This window comes from Pseudomonas sp. BN606 (genome assembly GCF_029873115.1).
GTDB lineage: Bacteria > Pseudomonadota > Gammaproteobacteria > Pseudomonadales > Pseudomonadaceae > Metapseudomonas.
This window is the reverse complement of record NZ_SSOF01000085.1, coordinates 68,043-86,847: the sequence shown is the minus strand read 5'-3', so window position 1 is coordinate 86,847 and position 18,805 is coordinate 68,043. Positions and strand designations below refer to the sequence as shown.

20 protein-coding genes and 1 tRNA gene are annotated in these 18,805 nt (G+C 63.6%); 2 read left to right on the top strand and 19 right to left on the bottom strand.

The window, feature by feature from the left end; genetic code table 11:
* Positions 1 to 94: 94 nt before the first annotated feature.
* The 10 genes from E8E75_RS27580 to gspE form a co-directional block, all read right to left on the bottom strand.
* Positions 95 to 170: transfer RNA gene (locus E8E75_RS27580), tRNA-Val, on the bottom strand.
* Positions 171 to 319: 149 nt separating this feature from the next.
* Positions 320 to 838, bottom strand: a complete 519-nt coding sequence (locus E8E75_RS27575) for a type II secretion system protein M (RefSeq protein WP_120651737.1) — start codon at positions 836 to 838, stop codon at positions 320 to 322.
* A gap of 2 nt (positions 839 to 840) precedes the next feature.
* Positions 841 to 1,983, bottom strand: a complete 1,143-nt coding sequence (gene gspL, locus E8E75_RS27570) for a type II secretion system protein GspL (protein WP_120651738.1) — start codon at positions 1,981 to 1,983, stop codon at positions 841 to 843.
* Complete coding sequence (gspK, locus tag E8E75_RS27565) at positions 1,980 to 2,951, bottom strand: type II secretion system minor pseudopilin GspK (RefSeq protein WP_120651739.1); 972 nt, start codon at positions 2,949 to 2,951, stop codon at positions 1,980 to 1,982. The genes gspL and gspK overlap by 4 nt, the downstream gene beginning before the upstream one ends.
* Positions 2,948 to 3,652: a type II secretion system minor pseudopilin GspJ gene (gene gspJ, locus E8E75_RS27560; protein WP_120651740.1), complete on the bottom strand. Its 705-nt coding sequence runs from the start codon at positions 3,650 to 3,652 to the stop codon at positions 2,948 to 2,950. The genes gspK and gspJ overlap by 4 nt, the downstream gene beginning before the upstream one ends.
* Complete coding sequence (gspI, locus tag E8E75_RS27555) at positions 3,649 to 4,038, bottom strand: type II secretion system minor pseudopilin GspI (RefSeq protein ID WP_120651741.1); 390 nt, start codon at positions 4,036 to 4,038, stop codon at positions 3,649 to 3,651. The genes gspJ and gspI overlap by 4 nt, the downstream gene beginning before the upstream one ends.
* Positions 4,035 to 4,580: a type II secretion system minor pseudopilin GspH gene (gene gspH / locus E8E75_RS27550; protein WP_178123550.1), complete on the bottom strand. Its 546-nt coding sequence runs from the start codon at positions 4,578 to 4,580 to the stop codon at positions 4,035 to 4,037. The genes gspI and gspH overlap by 4 nt, the downstream gene beginning before the upstream one ends.
* Before the next feature lie 32 nt (positions 4,581 to 4,612).
* A complete protein-coding gene (gene gspG, locus E8E75_RS27545) occupies positions 4,613 to 4,999 on the bottom strand; it encodes a type II secretion system major pseudopilin GspG (RefSeq protein WP_256661032.1) in 387 nt (128 codons plus the stop codon).
* Positions 5,000 to 5,048: 49 nt separating this feature from the next.
* On the bottom strand, positions 5,049 to 6,263 hold the full coding sequence (gene xcpS / locus E8E75_RS27540; RefSeq protein ID WP_120651744.1) for a GspF family T2SS innner membrane protein variant XcpS: 1,215 nt from the start codon (positions 6,261 to 6,263) through the stop codon (positions 5,049 to 5,051).
* Complete coding sequence (gspE, locus tag E8E75_RS27535) at positions 6,264 to 7,751, bottom strand: type II secretion system ATPase GspE (protein ID WP_120651745.1); 1,488 nt, start codon at positions 7,749 to 7,751, stop codon at positions 6,264 to 6,266. It lies immediately after the preceding gene.
* Between the two features lie 261 nt (positions 7,752 to 8,012).
* Between gspE and E8E75_RS27530 the strand changes: the two genes are divergently transcribed.
* Together E8E75_RS27530 and gspD are read left to right on the top strand one after the other, a co-directional pair.
* Entirely contained in the window at positions 8,013 to 8,657 is a 645-nt protein-coding gene (locus E8E75_RS27530) for a type II secretion system protein N (RefSeq protein WP_120651746.1), read from the top strand.
* A 4-nt stretch (positions 8,658 to 8,661) separates the two neighbouring features.
* Positions 8,662 to 10,623 carry a type II secretion system secretin GspD gene (gene gspD / locus E8E75_RS27525; protein ID WP_120651747.1) on the top strand — a complete coding sequence of 654 codons (1,962 nt, stop codon included), beginning with the start codon at positions 8,662 to 8,664 and terminating at the stop codon, positions 10,621 to 10,623.
* A gap of 118 nt (positions 10,624 to 10,741) precedes the next feature.
* On the opposite strand, the gene E8E75_RS27520 is transcribed toward gspD, so the two are convergent.
* From E8E75_RS27520 to E8E75_RS27480, 9 genes are all read right to left on the bottom strand, one after another.
* Entirely contained in the window at positions 10,742 to 11,506 is a 765-nt protein-coding gene (locus E8E75_RS27520) for an SDR family oxidoreductase (RefSeq protein WP_153921195.1), read from the bottom strand.
* 11 nt (positions 11,507 to 11,517) lie between these two features.
* Positions 11,518 to 12,729, bottom strand: a complete 1,212-nt coding sequence (locus tag E8E75_RS27515; RefSeq protein ID WP_120651749.1) for an O-succinylhomoserine sulfhydrylase — start codon at positions 12,727 to 12,729, stop codon at positions 11,518 to 11,520.
* 75 nt (positions 12,730 to 12,804) lie between these two features.
* Positions 12,805 to 14,310, bottom strand: coding sequence for an amidophosphoribosyltransferase (gene purF, locus E8E75_RS27510; protein WP_120651750.1), 1,506 nt, complete (start codon positions 14,308 to 14,310; stop codon positions 12,805 to 12,807).
* Positions 14,311 to 14,399: 89 nt separating this feature from the next.
* Entirely contained in the window at positions 14,400 to 14,912 is a 513-nt protein-coding gene (locus E8E75_RS27505; RefSeq protein WP_077525450.1) for a CvpA family protein, read from the bottom strand.
* A 95-nt stretch (positions 14,913 to 15,007) separates the two neighbouring features.
* Complete coding sequence (locus tag E8E75_RS27500; RefSeq protein WP_153921044.1) at positions 15,008 to 15,682, bottom strand: SPOR domain-containing protein; 675 nt, start codon at positions 15,680 to 15,682, stop codon at positions 15,008 to 15,010.
* A gap of 5 nt (positions 15,683 to 15,687) precedes the next feature.
* Positions 15,688 to 16,974, bottom strand: a complete 1,287-nt coding sequence (gene folC / locus E8E75_RS27495; RefSeq protein WP_153921042.1) for a bifunctional tetrahydrofolate synthase/dihydrofolate synthase — start codon at positions 16,972 to 16,974, stop codon at positions 15,688 to 15,690.
* Positions 16,971 to 17,843, bottom strand: coding sequence for an acetyl-CoA carboxylase, carboxyltransferase subunit beta (gene accD, locus E8E75_RS27490; protein WP_120651753.1), 873 nt, complete (start codon positions 17,841 to 17,843; stop codon positions 16,971 to 16,973). Before accD ends, folC begins: the two co-directional genes overlap by 4 nt.
* Before the next feature lie 37 nt (positions 17,844 to 17,880).
* Positions 17,881 to 18,144: a hypothetical protein gene (locus tag E8E75_RS27485; protein WP_120651754.1), complete on the bottom strand. Its 264-nt coding sequence runs from the start codon at positions 18,142 to 18,144 to the stop codon at positions 17,881 to 17,883.
* 1 nt (position 18,145) lies between these two features.
* On the bottom strand, positions 18,146 to 18,763 hold the full coding sequence (locus tag E8E75_RS27480) for a phosphoribosylanthranilate isomerase (protein ID WP_153921040.1): 618 nt from the start codon (positions 18,761 to 18,763) through the stop codon (positions 18,146 to 18,148).
* Positions 18,764 to 18,805 lie beyond the last annotated feature (42 nt).

Genomic DNA, 18,805 nt, shown 5'->3' with positions numbered 1-18,805 from the left:
TCGAACCCGCGACCCCCGGCGTGACAGGCCGGTATTCTAACCGACTGAACTACCGCTGCGCGTCGGCCGGACTTACGTCCGAAATTCGCAAGATTGGTGGGTGATGACGGGATCGAACCGCCGACCCTCTGCTTGTAAGGCAGATGCTCTCCCGGCTGAGCTAATCACCCATCGGCCTTGCGAGGCGCGCAATTTACGCAGAGGCCTCCGCTAAGTCAACACCCTGTATGGATTTTTTCTTCGAATGGCATTTCCCGCCCCGCCTGCCATCGCCTCGATGCGCACCAGAGCAGGGCAAGCGCACCGGACTGGCGCAGGATCAGCTCCCGGCCTTCAGCGATACCCGCGCCGTCACCCGGCCATCTTCGGTGCGATCCAGCCCGGCCTCTTCGATGCGAACGCCCTGCCCTTCCAGAACCCCCAGCCAACGCAACAGGCTGGGGAAGGCCGCCGGTTGAAGGTTCACCTGCACCGCCCCTGGGGCGTCGCTGTCGATTCGCTCGACAGCCAGTCCCTGCTCGGCAGCAGTGGCGGTCACCAGTCCCTGCAGGCGCTCCGGATCAACCTTGCTTTGCGGCTGACTCTGTATCGCACGCGCTTCGGGCGCATGGAGTTGTAGATAGGCGTGCATCCCGCGCTGGGTTTCGAAGTACTCGCGAGCGCTGGCCAGGCGACGTTCCGCTGGCAGCCAGAGCAGCAGGTAGAGCAGGACCATGCCGAGGAATATGCCCAGCCACAGCAATGCCATGCGATCCCGTGCCGGCAAGGCGCGCCAGCGCGGGGCCAGGGAGGAAGCCTGCCACTGCGAGCGGAGCGGCGCCTTGATTGCATCGAGCATCTTCATCCTCCTATCACCAGGCGCGCGCTGACGCCGCTCTGGTCACGGCTGGCCGACCCCATTTGCACGGAAAGCCCGCTTCCGATCAGGCGCTCGCGCAGACGCTCCAGGGCGTCGAAGCCCGGAGCCTGCACCTGCAGAGCCAGATCACCCCGTATCTCACTGAAATCCAGTTGCTGCACCCGCACCTGAGCACCTTCGGCAATCAGTGCCTCGGCCGCCTTGCCAAGTAATGCGAGCAAGCGGCTCTGACCTGCACCAGAGCCTTCGACCAGGTGTTGATCGAACTGCGCCCGCAGATTCACCAGCTTGGTGTCCTGGGGGAACAGTTCGCGATAGAGCGCTTCGTTGGCATCGGCGTAGGTGTCACCCTGGCGCTGCAGCTGCCAGGCCTGGACCAGGTTGAAGCCCCATTGCAGTACCAGCCACAGACCGACCAGTCCGAGCAGCGGCTTCCAGCGCGACCAGCGTTTCCGCTCTTCCTTCAGGGTGAACTCACCCTGGGCCAGATCGCTGCCCTTCTGCTCCGCCAACCAGCCATAGGCATCCATCTCATCGCGCCAGTCATCCACGCCCTCGAGGGATTGGCGCTCGACGGGAGCGCGGCCATTGCGCGGTGCCGGGCAGACATCCCGCAGATGCGGCCAGTCCTGTTCCAGGAAGCCAAGTCGGGCACTCCCCTCGCCCCCCAGCAGCCAGCGCTGGTCCAGCCAGAGCAGCTGGGTGCCCTGCTCCGGCAACATGTCGGCGTCTATCTGGATGGATGCGGGCATCGTCCCGAGTTTGCCAGCCAGATCGAGCCATCCCGCCAGCCAGCTGCGGCGCACCGCAAATACCCGATGCCGACCATCGACCAGAGCACCACCGAGCCCCAGATGGAAGCTCTCGACCTCCTCGGCAAGCATCTCCTCCACCGCGAATGGCAGCGCCTGACGCAGCCAGCGCCCCTTCTGCGTAGGCAGCCGGACCGCGCAGCAGGTCACGGCCTCCACCGGCAGAATCAGGCGCCAGGGCGAAAGCACTTCTTCCAACGCCCTGGCAAACGGCAGGCGACGGCCCGTGCCTCCTTGCCAGAGCAGCACCTCCAGTTCGGCATCCAGCTGCGTGCAGGCGGCCACCGGGAGGAAGATGCAAGCCTGTGTCATGACTGCGGCTCCTTGACGGGCGCCGGCGGCAAACCGCCTTGCCCGAGATCACGAGAAAGAATCCGTACCTTGCCGTCACTGCCGCGCTGCAGGGTACTGACCAGAACCTGGCGGCGACCGGCGAGGCGTACCTCGCTGATCACCTGGAAATACTGACTGCCCACCGCCAGTCCCTGCGCCTCCAACCCCATACCGGCGAGGGCCGGCTGGCCGAGGAAGGCATCCATGCTGCGGAAGCCCGTGGCGCCTCGAGCCGCCATCAGCAGCCCGCCGCTGTCAGCGTCGAGGTTGTCGGCCAGGGTGGATAGCACGAGGGCACTGGCCGTGTTGACGTTGAGAGTGGAATCAGACGGCAGCACGGCCACGAAAGGCAGCAGCTTGCGGTAGTCCAACTCCGTCATGCCTAACACTAGGCGCAACTCGGAAACATCGCTCATGGCGTGATTGGCCGCGCGGTAAGGCGGCTGCAATAACAGGTACTGGTTATCTTCCGCACCATTTGGCCCGAAGGGCTCCTCGTCACGGTCGAGCCAGTCCACCAGCCGCTCGGTATAGGGCGCCTCGATTCCCAGGCGCAGCAGAAGACGCCGGAACTGGCGAATACCCTGTTCGTTGAGCTGGCCATCGCGCACCAGGCTGTTGAGGTTGAAGCGCCCGCTCGGATCCTCGATGCGCACGCTGAGCGAGCCGCCGTCGTCCAGTTGGAAAGTGCTCAGGGGACGCGCCCAGGCCTCGCCGAGGTGATCCACCGGCGTACGCGGATCGCCCTGGCGCAGGTCACGAACCAGGATGGCTTCCGCCAGCGCCTCGCCGCCAAGCGCGTACTGGGCCACCTGACGGGTATGGAGCTCGTTGCCGCTGGAGCGGATGGAAAGCTGGGTCCTGGCGATCAGGCCAGCGCAGACGACAGTGACCACCGCCACAACCAGCAGCACAGTAAGCAGCGCAACGCCTGTCTGGCGCTTCATTGCGTCCGCTCCTGTCCGTCATCTTGCTGGTTGTCCTGCTCTCCCTGAGGACTCTGCTGCTCGCCGCCTGCCTGGGGCACCTGGCGCGGCGGGGTTTCCACCAGCCGCAAGACCCTGCGCAATTCGCCGTAGCGGCGATGCTGCAAAGTGATCTCCAGCGCGCGCGGCAGGCGATCCAGACGCTCATCGTCGGACAGCCCGGCAGGCGGCCAGCTGTCTTGCCAGTCGCCACTGTCGTCCATGTAGCGCAGCTTCATGGAGGTCACACCATCCAGGGCGTTCTGAACCCGCGGCAGGCTGTCCTGCGCCTGGTCTAGGACCGTCCAGTAACGCCGTTCCAGGCGCTCACCGGAAAGCTGCCAGCGCACCCGCTGCAAGCGCGAGCGCTGCGTGCCGGTAGGATTGCGCCAACCGCTCCGGGTGAGTTCCAGGCTGTCGCCGTCGCCGGACTGTTCACCCAGCAGCGCGGCCCGTGATTCGCCGTAGGCATCGCGTATCGGCCGTGAGATCACTTGGCGAACATCGCGTTCGAAGGCGGAAATGCCCCGCACCAGCTCCCGCAATTGCTGCTCCTGTAAACGGGTCGCCTCATCGCTGTCGAGGACCGCACCGAGCATGCGCCAGGTACCGATGGCCAACAGCGCAAAAATGGCGATGGCGATCAGCAGCTCCAGCAGGGTGAAGCCTGCGGAGCGCTTCATGGTGTACTCCCGAGGAAGCCCACCAGGCGTACAGCGGCGCGGTCTTCCAGTTTGCCGCCGATACCTCTAAGGGGCTTGGGTGCGACCCACAGCGTGACTCTCCGCAGTGCCGGGTCGCTGGTCCCCTCGACCTGGCTCAACCACTCCCAGCGCCGCCCACCGTAGTCCAGTTCACCCTGGTCGCGGCCATTGCCCGGCGGCGTCTGGCGCAACTGCAACTCCGTCAGGCGGTTGTCGGCGATCCACATCGCCAGGGTCTTGTCTTCCAGGCGCGAAGCGATCTGCAGGCTGCGGGCGCTGGCAGTGAGCACGCTGGCGGCTACCACTGCGAAGATGGCCAGGGCCACCAACACCTCGATCAGGGTGAAGGCGCGACTGTGCTTCATCCAGCGCGCCCTTTGCCACTCAGGCTCTCCACGCGGGGCAGGCGAAAGCCGTCGCTGGAAAGCTGCAGGCGCCGCCCATCCTTGCGCCGCTCGGCCATTACCAGGCGGAATGGACTGAGCTCGCCACTGGAGAGAATGATCAATTGCGGTACCGGCCGGGCATCCTTCGCCTTCTTCTCGTCCTTGGCAGGCGCCGGCAGCACCAGGGGCTCGCCGTCCAGTTCGAAGGTCAGCTCGGCCCACTCGGGCAACTGGCGGGCGCCATCGGACATGGGCTGCCAGTGCGAACTGGATTCGTCGTAGTAGTAGACCTGGTAACGGTCGCGCTCGAGTCGCAGGCCGTACTCGCGGTTGTCCAGCACGGCCTCGTCGGCGAGCACGCCGATCAGGCCCGCCAGGCGCTCCGCTTCGTTGTTGAGTTCACGAGCGGGGCCGGCGACACCAGAGCTGATTACCGCCAGACCCGCGAGGCAGGCAATGACGACCATCACTACCAGGACTTCTATCAGGGTGAAACCCGCGGACGCCAAGGTACCGGACATCCGACCAGCGCCACCCTGCCGCCCGCTTCTCATCAATTGTCCCAGTTGGTGATGTCGGCGTCGTTGTCGCTACCGCCTTCCTTGCCATCGGCCCCCAGGGAATAGAGATCGTAGGTACCCTTGCTACCGGGCGACAGGTACTGATAGGGGTTGCCCCAAGGGTCGATTGGCAGCTTCTTCAGGTAGCCGTCCTTATTCCAGTTCTTCGGCGGCGGGTTGCCGGAAGGCCGGCTCACCAGGGCCTCGAGACCCTGCTGGGTGCTGGGATAGGCGAAGTTGTCCAGCTTGTACATGTCCAGGGCGGCGCCAATGGCCTTGATATCGCCCTTGGCCACGGTGACCTTGGCCTGGTCGGGACGGTTCATCACCTGCGGCACCACCAGCGCGGCAAGAATGCCGAGGATGACCACCACCACCATGATTTCGATGAGCGTAAAGCCCGACTGACTACGGCGCAGATTCACGCGATTACCCCACGAGTTGGTTGAGAGAAAGGATAGGCAGCAGGATGGCGAGCACGATCATCAGCACCACTGCCCCCATCACCACCAGCATGAATGGTTCGAAAAGCCCGACCAGCAGGGCGATGCTCGCGGCCAGGTCGTTTTCCTGGTTGCGCGCTGTGCGGGCAAGCATCTGGTCGAGCTCACCAGAGCGTTCGCCACTGGCGATCATGTGCAGCATCATCGGCGGGAACTGGCCGCTGCCTTCCAGGGCGCGGGTCAGGCTGCCGCCTTCGCGGACCTTCTGTGCAGCCAGCACGACATGGGCCCGGATCACACGGTTGGCGATCACTTCGGCACCGATGCCAAGGGCCTCCACCAGCGGCACACCGCTACGGGTCAGGATCGCCAGGGTGGACGCGAAGCGCGCCGTATCGGTGGCGCGCACTAGCCGCCCCACCAGCGGGATGCGCAGCACCATGGCATGCCAGCGGTGGCGGATGTTGGGGTCACGCAAGGCCCAACGTGCACCGACGATGGCCGCGACCAACACCAGCAACATCAGCCAGCCCCAATGCTTGACCAGATCGCTCAACGCGATGAGCCCTCGGGTGAGCAAAGGCAAGGTCTGTCCGGAATCGATGAACACCTTGACCACGTCCGGCACCACGAAGCCCAGCAAGAAGGCGACGATCGCCAGCGACGCACACATCAGGATCACCGGATAGAGCAACGCCAGCTGGATCTTCTGCCGCGACTGCTGGCGTTGCTCGGTGTAGTCGGCCAACTGCTCCAGCACCGGGCCCAGGTGACCTGCATGCTCCCCAGCCGCCACCGTGGCGCGATAGAGATCAGGGAAGGCCGATGGAAACTCCCGCAGGCTGCTGGCCAGGCTGTGCCCCTCCAGCACCCGCGCGCGCACCGCCAGCAACATCGACTGGATGCGCGAACTGCTGGACTGCGCGGCTGCCGCCCGCAAGGCTTCCTCGATGGGCAGCGCCGCCTGCACCAAGGTCGCGAGCTGTCGCGTCACCAGGGCGAGATCACGCGCGGAAAGGCCACGCGAGAGGCTGAAGCGGCCACGCTCGGCCTGCTCGCGGACACGGGTCGCGCGCACTTCCAACGGGGCCAGCTGGCGCTCCCGCAGCAGCTGGCGCACCTGGCGAGCGCTGTCCGCCTCGAGCACGCCCTTCTGCTGGCGGCCCTTGGCGTCGAGCGCGAGGTATTCGAATGCGGCCATTTACTCTTCCTGGGTGACCCGCAGAACTTCTTCCACCGTGGTGACCCCGAGCAAAACCTTGCGTCGGCCGTCCTCGCGAATGCTTGGGCTGGACAGCCGGGCGTGGCGGATCATTTCCTGCTCTGAAGCAACGCTGTGAATCAGGCTGCGCATGTGATCGTCGAACACCACCAGCTCGTATATACCGGTGCGCCCGCGATAACCCTGCTGGTGGCACTCCGTGCAACCACGGGCGCGATACAGGGTCGGCGCGCTACCCGGGTCCACACCGAGTAACTTGCACTCGGCGGAGTCAGCCTGATAGGACTCCTTGCAATGCGGGCACAACACCCGCACCAGGCGCTGGGCCAGCACACCAAGCAAGGACGATGACAACAGGAAGGGTTCGACCCCCATGTCCACCAGGCGGGTGATGGCACCGATCGCGCTGTTGGTGTGCAGGGTCGAAAGCACCAGGTGACCGGTGAGCGATGCCTGTACGGCGATCTCGGCAGTCTCCTGGTCGCGGATCTCACCCACCATCACCACGTCCGGGTCCTGGCGCAGGATGGCACGTAGACCACGGGCGAAGGTCATGTCCACTTTGGGGTTGACCTGAGTCTGGCCGATACCCTCGATGTGGTACTCGATGGGGTCTTCGACGGTAAGGATATTGCGGGTGCGGTCGTTCAGCGTGACCAGGCTGGCGTAGAGAGTGGTCGTCTTGCCCGAACCGGTGGGGCCGGTGACCAGCAGGATGCCATGAGGGCGGCGCACAGTGTCTTCCAGCTGGTGGCGATCGCGATCGCTCATGCCCAGATGCTGCAGGGTCAGGCGGCCGGCCTGCTTGTCCAGCAGACGCAACACCACCCGCTCGCCATTGGCCGACGGCAATGTGGAAACACGGATGTCGACTTCGCGTCCGGCAACCCGCAGGGAAATGCGGCCGTCCTGGGGAATGCGCTTCTCGGCGATATCCAGGCGCGCCATGACCTTGATCCGCGACACCAACAGGGCCGCCAGCTCACGCTTGGGCTCCAGCACTTCACGAAGTATGCCGTCGACGCGGAAGCGCACCACCAGGCGTTTCTCGAAGGTTTCCAGATGGATGTCGGAGGCGTTTTCCTTGATCGCCTCGCCGAGGATGGCGTTGATCAAGCGAATGATCGGCGCGTCGTCCTCCTGCTCCAGCAAGTCCTCGGTTTCCGGAATCTGCTCGGCCAGGGCCGCAAGGTCGAGGCTTCCGCCAAGGTCTTCGGCGAGTTGCATGGCGGCGGAGGAATCATGCTGATAGGTCTGCGCCAAGGCCTGCTCGAAGGCCTCACCGGTGAGCGGTTTCATCGGCAGGCTGCGCCCGGCGAAGCGACGCGCCTCGGCCAGCGCTACCAGTTCGACGCCCGGGCGGTGTGCCAGGCAGGGCTCCACACCATCGAGCAACAACACACCATGTCGCTTGGCGAATCCGAACGGTAGCCGTCGCAGAGGGGCTTCAACGAGTGGAGGGTTCATCCGTGGGCGCCTATTTCAGGTGGGTCCAGAAAGAAGTATTGCAGGGCAATCTGACGAATGTGCAGAGCCGCTGTCCGATTCTTATGATGCTTGTGAACAAAACCACCTAAAGCCGTAAAAATTCACATATATCTTTAGCACAGCGACCGTGTCGCAACATCACCCGAACGGCCGACCATCGCCGGCAAAGTCGCTGCTATGATCAAAGCAGATTTGCCAAAAACAAAACCAGAAAAAAGCCCCATTAGGAGTTGGACCCACTTGCAAGCCTCGGATTCCGTGCATTGGCTGCAACGCCACGCGCCTGCACTTGTCGGTGCGCTGTTGGTGCTTGTCATGGGGGCCAGCTTCGCCTGGCAGACCCGTGAGTGGTTGCGCCTGGTGGATGCTCCAGCCGAGGCGCCCGAACAGCAGGGAAAACCGCGTGCCACCAGCCAGCCGCTGCAGAACCTGGAGCCCCTCTTCGGCCCGGCGCCGAAGGTCCAGCCAAGCGGCCCGCCCCCCACTACCAATCTGCGCCTGACCTTGCTCGGCAGTTTCGTCCATGCCGGGCCGGACAAGTCCATTGCCATCATCCAGTACGAAGGTGGCAAGCCGCGTCGCTTTACCGCCGGTGACGAGATCACCAGCGGGGTGAAAGTACACGCGGTGTATCGCAATCGCGTCGAGATCGAACGCAACGGTCGCCTGGAAAGTCTCAGTTTCCCGGAACCGCGCTCACGCTTCACCCCTGTCGGTGGCGTCCCTGACGAGCCCTCTGCCGCAGTGATCGACGAACTCAACGGCCTGCAGGAAGACAACGCCGCGGAATTGCGCGAGCGCATGGAAAAGCTGCGCCAACAGATGGAAGACCCGGAAAACACCGTCTCCGATCCTTCCGCCGAACAGTCCCAGGAAAGCGAATGACACGATGCCCCTGACCTTCTCGCGCCTCACGCTCGCCCTGATCGCCGCCGGGATGCTGACCGCGCCCCTGTCCCTGCTCGCCGCACAGCCGGCCGCCGCTCCTGGCAGTGCACAACAGCAGCAGCAGGACGGCTGGACCATCAACCTCAAGGACGCCGATATCCGCGAGTTCATCGACCAGATCGCCGACATCACCGGCGAGACCTTCATCGTCGACCCGAGAGTGAAGGGCCAGGTCAGCGTTGTGTCGAAGGCACCACTCGGGCTCAACGAGGTGTATCAGCTGTTCCTTTCAGTGATGGCAACCCACGGCTTCACCGTCGTCGCCCAGGGCGACCAGGCACGCATCATCCCCAACGCCGAAGCCAAGGCGGAGGCCGCCAGCAGCCGTGCTGGCGCGGAAAGCCTGGAGACCCGGGTGATCCAGGTGCAGCACACCCCGGTGACCGAACTCATCCCACTGATTCGACCGCTCGTTCCCCAGTACGGCCACCTGGCGGCTGTGACCTCGGCCAACGCCCTGATCATCAGCGACCGCGCGGCCAATATCGCGCGTATCGAAGACCTGATGCGCCAACTCGACCAGAAGGGTGACCGTGACTACACGGTGCTCAACCTCCGGCACGCCTGGGTCATGGACGCCGCCGAAGTGCTCAACGCGTCCCTCAACCGTGGTCAATCCAAGGGGACGTCGGGCACCCAGGTGATAGCCGATGCCCGCACCAACCGACTCATCATCCTCGGCCCACCGTCTGCCCGGGCGAAGCTGGCTGCCCTGGCGCAGTCCCTCGACACGCCTACCTCGCGTTCGGCCAATACACGGGTGATCCGTCTACGCCACAACGACGCCAAGGCGCTCGCGGAAACCCTCGGCGAAATATCCGAAGGCCTGAAGAGCGAAGAAGGGGGCGGTGAAGGGGGCGGCGCCGCTTCAGGCGGCAAGCCACAGAACATTTTGATCCGCGCTGACGAGAGCCTGAACGCGCTGGTCATGCTGGCCGAGCCGGATGTGGTAACGGCCATGGAAGATATCGTCCGCCAGCTCGACGTACCCCGCGCCCAGGTGATGGTCGAAGCGGCCATCGTCGAAATATCCGGCGACATCACCGACGCGCTGGGCGTGCAGTGGGCGGTGGATGCACGCGGCAGCACCGGCGGCCTGGGGGGCGTGAATTTCGGCAACACCGGCCTCTCGGTGGGCACCGTGCTCAACGCCATCCGCGACGACGAGATTCCCGACACCCTGCCCGATGGCGCCATCATCGGCATTGGTACCGACAACTTCGCCGCCCTGATCACCGCCCTCTCGGCCAACAGCAAGAGCAACCTGCTGTCGACGCCCAGCCTGCTGACGCTCGACAACCAGAAGGCGGAGATCCTCGTAGGCCAGAACGTGCCCTTCCAGACCGGCACCTTCACCACTGACGCATCAGGCGCCAACAACCCCTTCACCACCATTGAGCGCCAGGACATCGGCGTGACCCTCAAGGTGACCCCGCACATCAATGAAGGCGCCACTCTGCGCCTGGAGATCGAGCAGGAAATCTCCTCCATCGCTCCCTCCGCCACCCTGACCGCACAAGCGGTGGATCTGATCACCAACAAGCGCTCGATCAAGAGCACCATCCTCGCCGAAGACGGTCAGGTGATTGTGCTGGGCGGCCTGATCCAGGACGACATTACCCAGACCGATTCCAAGGTGCCGCTGCTGGGCGACATCCCCATCCTTGGCCGACTGTTCCGCTCGACCAAGGACACACATGTGAAGCGCAACCTGATGGTGTTCCTGCGCCCGACCGTGGTCCGCGACCGCGCCGGCATCGCGGCCCTGTCCGGGAAGAAATACAACGATATCCGCATCGTCGGCGAACACGACAAGGAAGGCCGGCCTTCCATCCTGCCGCGAGAGCCGGTGCAACTGTTCGACAACCCGCAGACTCCGGCGGTCGACCTGCGCAAACCGTGATGCTCAGGGGCTCGTGATTCAGCCCCGACGCGAGTCCTTCTTTCAGGCAGCCAGGCACAAAAATGGGCGGCCCACCTTCGAGGTGTAGCCGCCCTCTTCTTTCCAGCCCGATTGCCTATCAGCCGAGATAGATCATCTTGCGCGTCATGCCGCCATCGACCATGAACTCCTGACCGGTAACGAAACTGGCGTTCTCCGACAGCAGCCAAGCCACCTGGGAAGCAACGTCTTCCACCAGACCGACACGGCCCACCGGGTGCTGCTCGTGGTCCGACTGGGAGAGGGGTGCTTCTTCGCGGGCGGACAGGTCGCGGGCGTCGATCCAGCCGGGCGTCACGGCGTTGACCCGGATGTCGGGCGCCAGGCTCATGGCCAGCGCATGGGTCAGCGCCAACAGGCCGCCCTTGCTGGCGGCATAGGCCTCACTGTCGGGCTCCGATTGATGCGCACGAGTAGAGGCGATCGTGACAATGGCGCCCTTATGTCCTCGCAGGTATGGCGCACAATGCTTGGCGAGCAACATGGTCCCCGTCAGATTGACCGCCAGCAGGCGGTTCCAGCGGGCCAGTTCTAGGCTCTCCAGCGGCGGATTGTGGGGGTCGGTAATAGCAGCGTTGCTGACCAGGGCATCGAGGCGGCCGAACTGCCCGAGCACTTCAGCCACGCCCACCGCCACCTGACTTTCATGGGCGACATCCATGCCGACGAACCAGGCATTCTCACCCAATGCCTTGGCTACCCGAGCACCACGGGCGCGGTCGATGTCGGCAAGCACCACTTGCCAGCCTTCAGCGATCAGCCAGGCGGATACACCCAAACCGATCCCGCGCGCCGCGCCGGTAACCAGGGCGACCTTGCCGTTATTTGGCGCAGTCGCCTGCAAGGCCCAATCGATCACAGGGCGGCGAGCCCACGCTCCAGATCGGCCTTGAGGTCCGCCACATCTTCCAGGCCAATGGCCAAGCGGACCAGGCTGTCACTGATACCCGCATTGGCCCGCTCCTGAGGCGAAAGGCGCCCGTGGGAAGTGGTGGCCGGATGGGCGATGGTGGTCTTGGTGTCGCCCAGGTTGGTGGTGATGGAAATCATCCGGGTGGCGTCGATGAAACGCCAGGCCGCTTCCTTCCCGCCCTTGACCTCGAAGCTGACTACCGCGCCGAAGCCTTTCTGCTGACGCTTGGCCAACTCGTGCTGCGGATGACTTTCCAGCCCTGAGTAGTAGACGCGCTCGACACCGGATTGCTGCTCCAGCCACCGGGCGATATCGAGAGCGCTGGCGCAATGGGCCTGCATGCGCACGCGCAGGGTTTCCAGACCTTTCATCATCACCCAGGCATTGAAGGGGCTCAGGGTCGGGCCCGCGGTACGCAGGAAACCCACCACTTCCTTCATATGCTCGGCGCGACCGGCGACCACACCGCCCATTGTGCGTCCCTGGCCGTCGATGTACTTGGTGGCCGAGTGCATGACGATGTCGGCCCCCAGCTTCAGAGGCTGTTGCAGGGCTGGGGTACAGAAGCAGTTGTCTACCACCAGCAGAGCGCCTTTGGCGTGGGCAATCTCGGCCAGGGCGGGGATATCCACCAGTTCGGCCAGAGGATTGGAAGGAGACTCGACGAACAGCAGCTTGGTGTTCGGTTTAATCGCGGACTTCCAGCCATCCAGGTCGGACAGCGCCGGATAGTCGACTTCAATGCCGAAGCGCTTGAGGTACTTTTCGAACAGGCTGATGGTGGAGCCAAACACGCTACGGGAGACCAGTACGTGATCGCCGCTGCTGCACAGACTCATGGCAATGGCGAGGATCGCCGACATGCCAGAGGCGGTAGCCACAGCCTGTTCGGCACCTTCAAGGGCAGCGATTCGCTCTTCGAAGGTCCGAACGGTCGGGTTGGTGTAGCGCGAATAGACGTTGCCCGGGACTTCGCCGGCGAAACGCGCAGCAGCGTCGGCGGCAGTGCGGAACACGTAGCTGGAGGTCAGGAACATGGCCTCGCCGTGCTCACCTTCCGGCGAACGGCGCTGGCCAGCTCGCACGGCCAGGGTTTCGAAGGCGGCGCCTTCCAGGTCACTGTCCAGCCTTCCGGCTTCCCATTCCTGCGTCATATCCCTACCTCTTCAGAAACGAAGCCCGGATGCGATCCGGGCTACAGACTTACGACTCGCCGCCAGACGCGCGACTCAGTTGTTGTACAGATCGATAATGGCGCTGACCGCGTGGGCCTTGGCCTTGCTGGCGTCGTTACGGGCCTGCTCGATCTTGTTCAGATAGTGCTCATCCACGTCGCCGGTGATGTACTGGCCGTCGAACACCGCACAGTCGAAGTGGTCGATCTTCACTTTACCGCCACCCACTGCGTCGATCAGGTCCGGCAGGTCCTGGTATACCAGCCAGTCGGCACCGATCAGTTCGGCCACTTCCTCGGTGGAACGGTTGTGGGCGATCAGCTCGTGGGCGCTGGGCATGTCGATGCCGTACACGTTCGGATAGCGCACCGCCGGAGCGGCGGAGCAGAAGTAAACGTTCTTGGCGCCAGCTTCGCGGGCCATCTGGATGATCTGCTTGCAGGTGGTGCCGCGAACGATGGAGTCATCCACCAGCATCACGTTCTTGCCGCGGAATTCCAGTTCGATCGCGTTCAGCTTCTGGCGCACGGATTTCTTGCGCGCGGCCTGGCCCGGCATGATGAAGGTACGGCCGATATAGCGGTTCTTCACGAAGCCTTCGCGGAACTTCACACCCAGGTGATTGGCCAGCTCCAGGGCAGCGGTGCGGCTGGTATCCGGAATCGGAATCACCACGTCGATGTCGTGCTCGGGACGTTCGCGCTGGATCTTCTCGGCAAGCTTCTCGCCCATGCGCAGACGCGCCTTGTAGACGGAGATGCCATCCATGATGGAGTCCGGGCGGGCCAGGTATACATGCTCGAAGATGCAGGGGGAATACTGCGGATCAGCCGCGCACTGGCGGGTGAACAGCTTGCCTTCCTCGGTGATGTAAACCGCTTCGCCCGGGGCCAGGTCGCGAATCAGGGTGAAGCCCAGCACATCAAGGGCCACGCTCTCGGAAGCGATCATGTACTCGACGCCTTCGTCGGTGTGGCGCTGACCGAAGACGATCGGGCGAATCGCATGGGGATCACGGAAGCCGACGATGCCGTACCCGGTAATCATCGCAACCACGGCGTAGCCACCCTTGCAGCGCGCGTGCACGCCGGAAACCGCGGCGAATACGTCTTCCTCGGTAGGCTGCAGCTTGCCGCGGTGAGCCAGCTCGTGGGCGAACACGTTGAGCAGCACTTCCGAGTCGGAATTGGTGTTCACGTGGCGCAGGTCGGATTCGTAGATTTCCTTGGCCAGTTGCTCGACGTTGGTCAGGTTGCCGTTGTGCGCCAGAGTGATGCCATAAGGCGAGTTGACGTAGAACGGCTGGGCCTCTGCGGAGCTGGAGGAGCCGGCAGTGGGATAGCGCACGTGGCCGATGCCCATGCTGCCGACCAGGCGCTGCATGTGGCGCTGCTGGAAGACGTCACGGACGAGACCGTTGTCCTTGCGAAGGAAGAGCCGGCCATCATGGCTGGTCACAATACCGGCAGCGTCCTGGCCGCGATGCTGAAGCACGGTAAGCGCGTCATACAGCGCCTGATTGACGTTCGACTTACCGACGATACCGACGATGCCACACATGTGACGCAACCCCTGCTAGTAGTTCAGGCTAATCAAGTACCCGTCCAGGCCGTTTGGGCATGGACGAGCATGCTTCCAGTTGCGACGCATCAGCTGGGTGAGCTGATGCCGCTCGCGAGCCACTGACTGGTGAAGCCCAGAATAAGGTTCTTCGACCAGTCAGCGACCATTAGAAAATGCGGTAACAGCGTAGATTGCTGCCACCAGGGATCCTGTTGCACCGGTGCCAGGCTAAGCAGGCCGACCAGCAGCACAACCAGCAGCGCACCACGGGCGGCGCCAAAGGCCATGCCCAGCACGCGGTCAGTGCCGTCCATACCGGTAACCCTGACCAGTTCGCCGATCAGGAAATTGATCAAGGCACCCACCAGCAAGGTGGCGATGAAGAGAATGGCGCATGCGGCGATGATGCGCGCCGAAGGCATTTCGATGAATTCAGTGAGGTGCAGCGACAAGGCGCCGCCGAAGGTCCAGGCAACAACACCTGCGACTATCCAGGTCAGGAGCGAGAGGGCTTCCTTGACGAAGCCCCGACTCAAACTGACCAGACTGGAAACGGCGATGATGGCGATTATCGTCCAATCGACCCAGGTGAATGCCACGATGCGGCCCACAAACAGAAAAGGCGCTGCATTTTAGCAGAGCCCTTCCACTCCGGTAACCCGCGGAGCAGAAAGGGCTCGATTAACCTGCTCTATCAGGTCTTTTCCGGCTGGAAACGGACGATGAAGCCGTTCAGCTTCTGCTGACGGGAGAGCTGGTCGCGCAGGCGATTGGCCTCGGCACGCTCGATTACCGGGCCGACGAACACTCGGTTCATGCCCTCCACGCTGCGGATGTAGGCGTTATAGCCCTGGGTACGCAGGTTCTTCTGCAGGTTCTCGGCACTGGCGCGACTGGACAGGCTGGCGAGCTGGATCGACCAACTGACCGGCAAGCCATTGAGATCCAGACGCTTCTCTTCGGCCTTGACCGCCGCAATGGGAGCAGCCGGCACGGGCACCGGTGTCTTAGCCTGAGCTGGTGCCGCAGGTTGCGGCTGCGCAGGAACCGGAACGGCAGGTGCGGTCGGTTGGGCGGGCGCTGTCGGTGCGGCCTCCTCGGCCGGAGGCATAGCCGAAGCGAGTGCGTCGTCGACAGGCTCCAGCGGCGGCACAGGCTCCTGAGGCAGAGCTTGCGGCTCCGGCACCTGGACCTGCTCGAGCTCCACCGGCGGCATTTCCGGCGCCTTCGGCATGGGCGGAGCCTCGACCACCACCTGGCGCAACTCGTCCTCGCGACTGAACAGCATGGGCAGGAAGATCACCGCCAGCGCCACCAGCACCAGAGCGCCGACGATACGTTGCTTGAGTCCCTTGTCCATTACAGCCATTTCCCCTACTCCCCCGCTGCTTGGTTATCCAGCCAGCTCAGCGCCTCAGCCACACTGTAGAACGAACCGAACACCAGAATCTCGTCGTCCGGTGACGCCCGCTCACACTGCGCCTCGAGAGCTGCGGCGATATTTTCGTGGACACTGACGCTTGCGTGAAGGTTCGTCAATGCCGCCTGCAGTTCCGATGCGGGACGGCTACGCGGGGTGGGCAATGGCGCCACAGCCCAGTGGGCCAGTCGCGCGCTCAGGGGGCCAAGAACGCCGGGAAGATCCTTGTCGGAAAGCAGACCGAAAACAGCCAGGCGGTTGCCGGCAACCGGGCGGGCAGCGAGGCGTGCCGCCAAGTACTCGGCCGCATGGGGGTTATGACCGACATCCAGCAGCAGGGAAACCCTCTTGCCGTGCCAGTCGAGGTTGCGGCGATCCAGTCTTCCGGTGACCCGCGTACCGATCAGCGCGGCCTGGAGGGCTTCCGGCTGCCAGGGCATGCCCAGCAGCGCATAGGCCTGAAGTGCCAGAGCGGCGTTTTCCATAGGCAAGTCGAGCAGAGGCAGATCATGCAGTTCCAGCACCTGCCCGGAAGCGCAGGTACCACGCCAGTGCCAACCGCCATCGCCCTGCGCCAGGTCGAATTCTCTTCCGCGCAAGAACAGCGGCGCGGCAAGCGCATGCGCCTGGTCCAACAGCGGTTGAGGCGGGTCCAGATCGCCACACAGGGCCGGCTTGCCCGCGCGGAAAATGCCTGCTTTCTCGAAGGCCACGCTTTCCCGTGTGTCGCCGAGCCAGTCCGCGTGATCCAGGCCGATGCTGGTCACCAGAGCGAGATCGGCATCCACCAGATTCACTGCGTCCAGGCGACCGCCAAGGCCAACTTCCAACACCACGGCATCGAGGCTTGCATGCTGGAACAACCAAAAGGCTGCCAGGGTGCCCATTTCGAAATAAGTAAGAGAGATTTCGCCGCGCGCGGCTTCTACCGCGGCGAACGCATTGCAGAGCGCCTGATCGGTAGCCTCCTGGCCGTTCAACTGGACGCGCTCGTTGTAACGCAGCAAGTGCGGCGAGCTGTACACACCAACCCTGAGCCCTTGAGCGCGCAATAGCGCGGCCAGGAAAGCGCAAGTGGAACCCTTGCCGTTAGTGCCGGTGACCGTGATCACTTTCGGAGCCGGCCGGGTCAGGCCCAGCCGTTCGGCAACTTCGCGGCTACGCTCCAACCCCATGTCAATGGCTGTGGGGTGGAGCTGTTCAAGATAGGAAAGCCAGTCGGCAAGGGTTTTCTGGGTCATGCGATAGCCGGGGAAGGTAGACGCAGCATCTGCGCCAGCAGCCGACCAAGGCGCTCTCGCAGCTCTGCGCGTGGGATGATCATGTCGATGGCGCCGTGCTCCAGCAGGAACTCGCTGCGCTGGAAGCCTTCCGGCAGCTTCTCGCGCACGGTCTGCTCGATCACGCGCGGACCGGCAAAGCCGATCAGGGCGCGCGGCTCGCCGACGATCACGTCGCCAAGCATCGCCAGACTGGCCGAAACGCCACCGTAGACCGGGTCGGTCAGTACGGAAATGAAGGGGATGCCCTCTTCACGCAGGCGGGCCAGGACTGCGGAGGTCTTGGCCATCTGCATCAGAGAAATCAGGGCTTCCTGCATCCGCGCACCACCGGAGGCGGAGAAGCAGACCAGCGGGCAACGCTTTTCCAGGGCAACGTTGGCGGCGCGAACGAAGCGCTCACCGACGACGGCCCCCATCGAGCCCCCCATGAAGGAAAACTCGAAGGCGCAAGCCACGATCGGCATCTTGTGCAGGGTGCCGCTCATCGCAATCAGCGCATCTTTCTCGCCGGTATCTTTCTGGGCGGCTACCAGGCGGTCCTTGTACTTCTTGCTGTCACGGAACTTCAGGCGATCTACCGGTTCCAGGTCAGCCCCGATCTCTTCGCGACCTTCCGGGTCCAGGAAGATGTTCAGGCGAGTGCGCGCGTCGATGCGCATGTGGTGGTTGCACTTAGGGCAGACGTCCAGCGTCTTTTCCAGCTCGGGCTTGTAAAGCACCGCCTCGCAGGACGGGCACTTGTGCCAGAGGCCTTCCGGAACGGAGCTCTTCTTCACCTCAGAACGCATGATCGAAGGGATCAGCTTGTCTACCAGCCAGTTGCTCATGCTCTAGTTCTCCACAGCTTTCAGGCCCGAACACGCGCTAGCGGTTCATAGCCCCGCGCATGTCCTTGAGCGAATTCATGGTTGCGACCCCGGCACTCAGCATGTAACCGGGGATCACCCTGGTGATGGCCTCACCACCACCCTCTAAAAAAACAGGCCCGATCGACGCAGCCTTGCCGCGTGACCCGACAGGCTTCGCCTGACTGGGCAACTCGGTTATGGACGGCAGCGACGCGCTGTCCGTCACATATGCAGGAGACGCGCCAGCAAGCAAATACGCGAAATCTTCCGCGATCTGCATGTCAGGCACGTGCCCGTTGGATGAAGGCTTGAATCTTTGCTGCGTCCTTGATGCCCTTGCTGGCCTCGACGCCACCGCTGACATCCACGGCATAAGGGCAAACCTGGCGCACCGCTTCGCCGATATTCTCGGGGGTCAGACCGCCAGCGAGAATCACCGGCTTTACCGCATTCCGGGGCACCAGGCTCCAGTCAAAGGCTTCGCCGGTGCCACCAGGGGTGCCCGCGACATAGGTGTCGAGCAGAACACCGGATGCGTCGGGGTAGCGTGCGATCGCCGCCGCAACATCATCACCCGGCTTGACCCGCAGCGCCTTGATGTAGGGGCGACCGTAGCCCGCGCAGTCCGCCGGGCTTTCATCTCCGTGGAACTGCAACAGGTCAAGGGACACCACTTCCAGCAACTGCTTCAGCTCAGCCCGCGGCATGTCGACGAAGAGCCCGACAGTAGTCACGAATGGCGGCAGCGCAGCGATGATGGCACCCGCCTGGGCAGAAGTTACGGCGCGCGGACTCTTGGCGTAGAACACAAAACCTATGGCATCCGCCCCGGCAGCAACCGCAGCCAGGGCGTCCTCGATTCGGGTAATACCGCAGATTTTGATGCGAACGGCTGACAAGATGCGGGCACCTGAAGGCTAAAGACCACGGATGTTAGCAAA

Excerpts from the sequence above, each read along its gene's own strand:
- E8E75_RS27515 (WP_120651749.1), bottom strand. The coding sequence starts at position 12,729 with ATGACGCAGGAATGGGAAGCCGGAAGGCTGGACAGTGACCTGGAAGGC.
- E8E75_RS27500 (WP_153921044.1), bottom strand. The coding sequence starts at position 15,682 with ATGGCTGTAATGGACAAGGGACTCAAGCAACGTATCGTCGGCGCTCTG.
- gspJ (WP_120651740.1), bottom strand. The coding sequence starts at position 3,652 with ATGAAGCGCTCCGCAGGCTTCACCCTGCTGGAGCTGCTGATCGCCATC.
- gspD (WP_120651747.1), top strand. The coding sequence starts at position 8,662 with ATGCCCCTGACCTTCTCGCGCCTCACGCTCGCCCTGATCGCCGCCGGG.
- xcpS (WP_120651744.1), bottom strand. The coding sequence starts at position 6,263 with ATGGCCGCATTCGAATACCTCGCGCTCGACGCCAAGGGCCGCCAGCAG.
- purF (WP_120651750.1), bottom strand. The coding sequence starts at position 14,310 with ATGTGTGGCATCGTCGGTATCGTCGGTAAGTCGAACGTCAATCAGGCG.
- gspG (WP_256661032.1), bottom strand. The coding sequence starts at position 4,999 with ATGGTGGTGGTGGTCATCCTCGGCATTCTTGCCGCGCTGGTGGTGCCG.
- accD (WP_120651753.1), bottom strand. The coding sequence starts at position 17,843 with ATGAGCAACTGGCTGGTAGACAAGCTGATCCCTTCGATCATGCGTTCT.
- gspK (WP_120651739.1), bottom strand. The coding sequence starts at position 2,951 with ATGAAGCGCCAGACAGGCGTTGCGCTGCTTACTGTGCTGCTGGTTGTG.
- gspI (WP_120651741.1), bottom strand. The coding sequence starts at position 4,038 with ATGAAGCACAGTCGCGCCTTCACCCTGATCGAGGTGTTGGTGGCCCTG.
- gspL (WP_120651738.1), bottom strand. The coding sequence starts at position 1,983 with ATGACACAGGCTTGCATCTTCCTCCCGGTGGCCGCCTGCACGCAGCTG.
- gspH (WP_178123550.1), bottom strand. The coding sequence starts at position 4,580 with ATGTCCGGTACCTTGGCGTCCGCGGGTTTCACCCTGATAGAAGTCCTG.
- gspE (WP_120651745.1), bottom strand. The coding sequence starts at position 7,751 with ATGAACCCTCCACTCGTTGAAGCCCCTCTGCGACGGCTACCGTTCGGA.
- E8E75_RS27575 (WP_120651737.1), bottom strand. The coding sequence starts at position 838 with ATGCTCGATGCAATCAAGGCGCCGCTCCGCTCGCAGTGGCAGGCTTCC.
- folC (WP_153921042.1), bottom strand. The coding sequence starts at position 16,974 with ATGACCCAGAAAACCCTTGCCGACTGGCTTTCCTATCTTGAACAGCTC.
- E8E75_RS27485 (WP_120651754.1), bottom strand. The coding sequence starts at position 18,144 with ATGCAGATCGCGGAAGATTTCGCGTATTTGCTTGCTGGCGCGTCTCCT.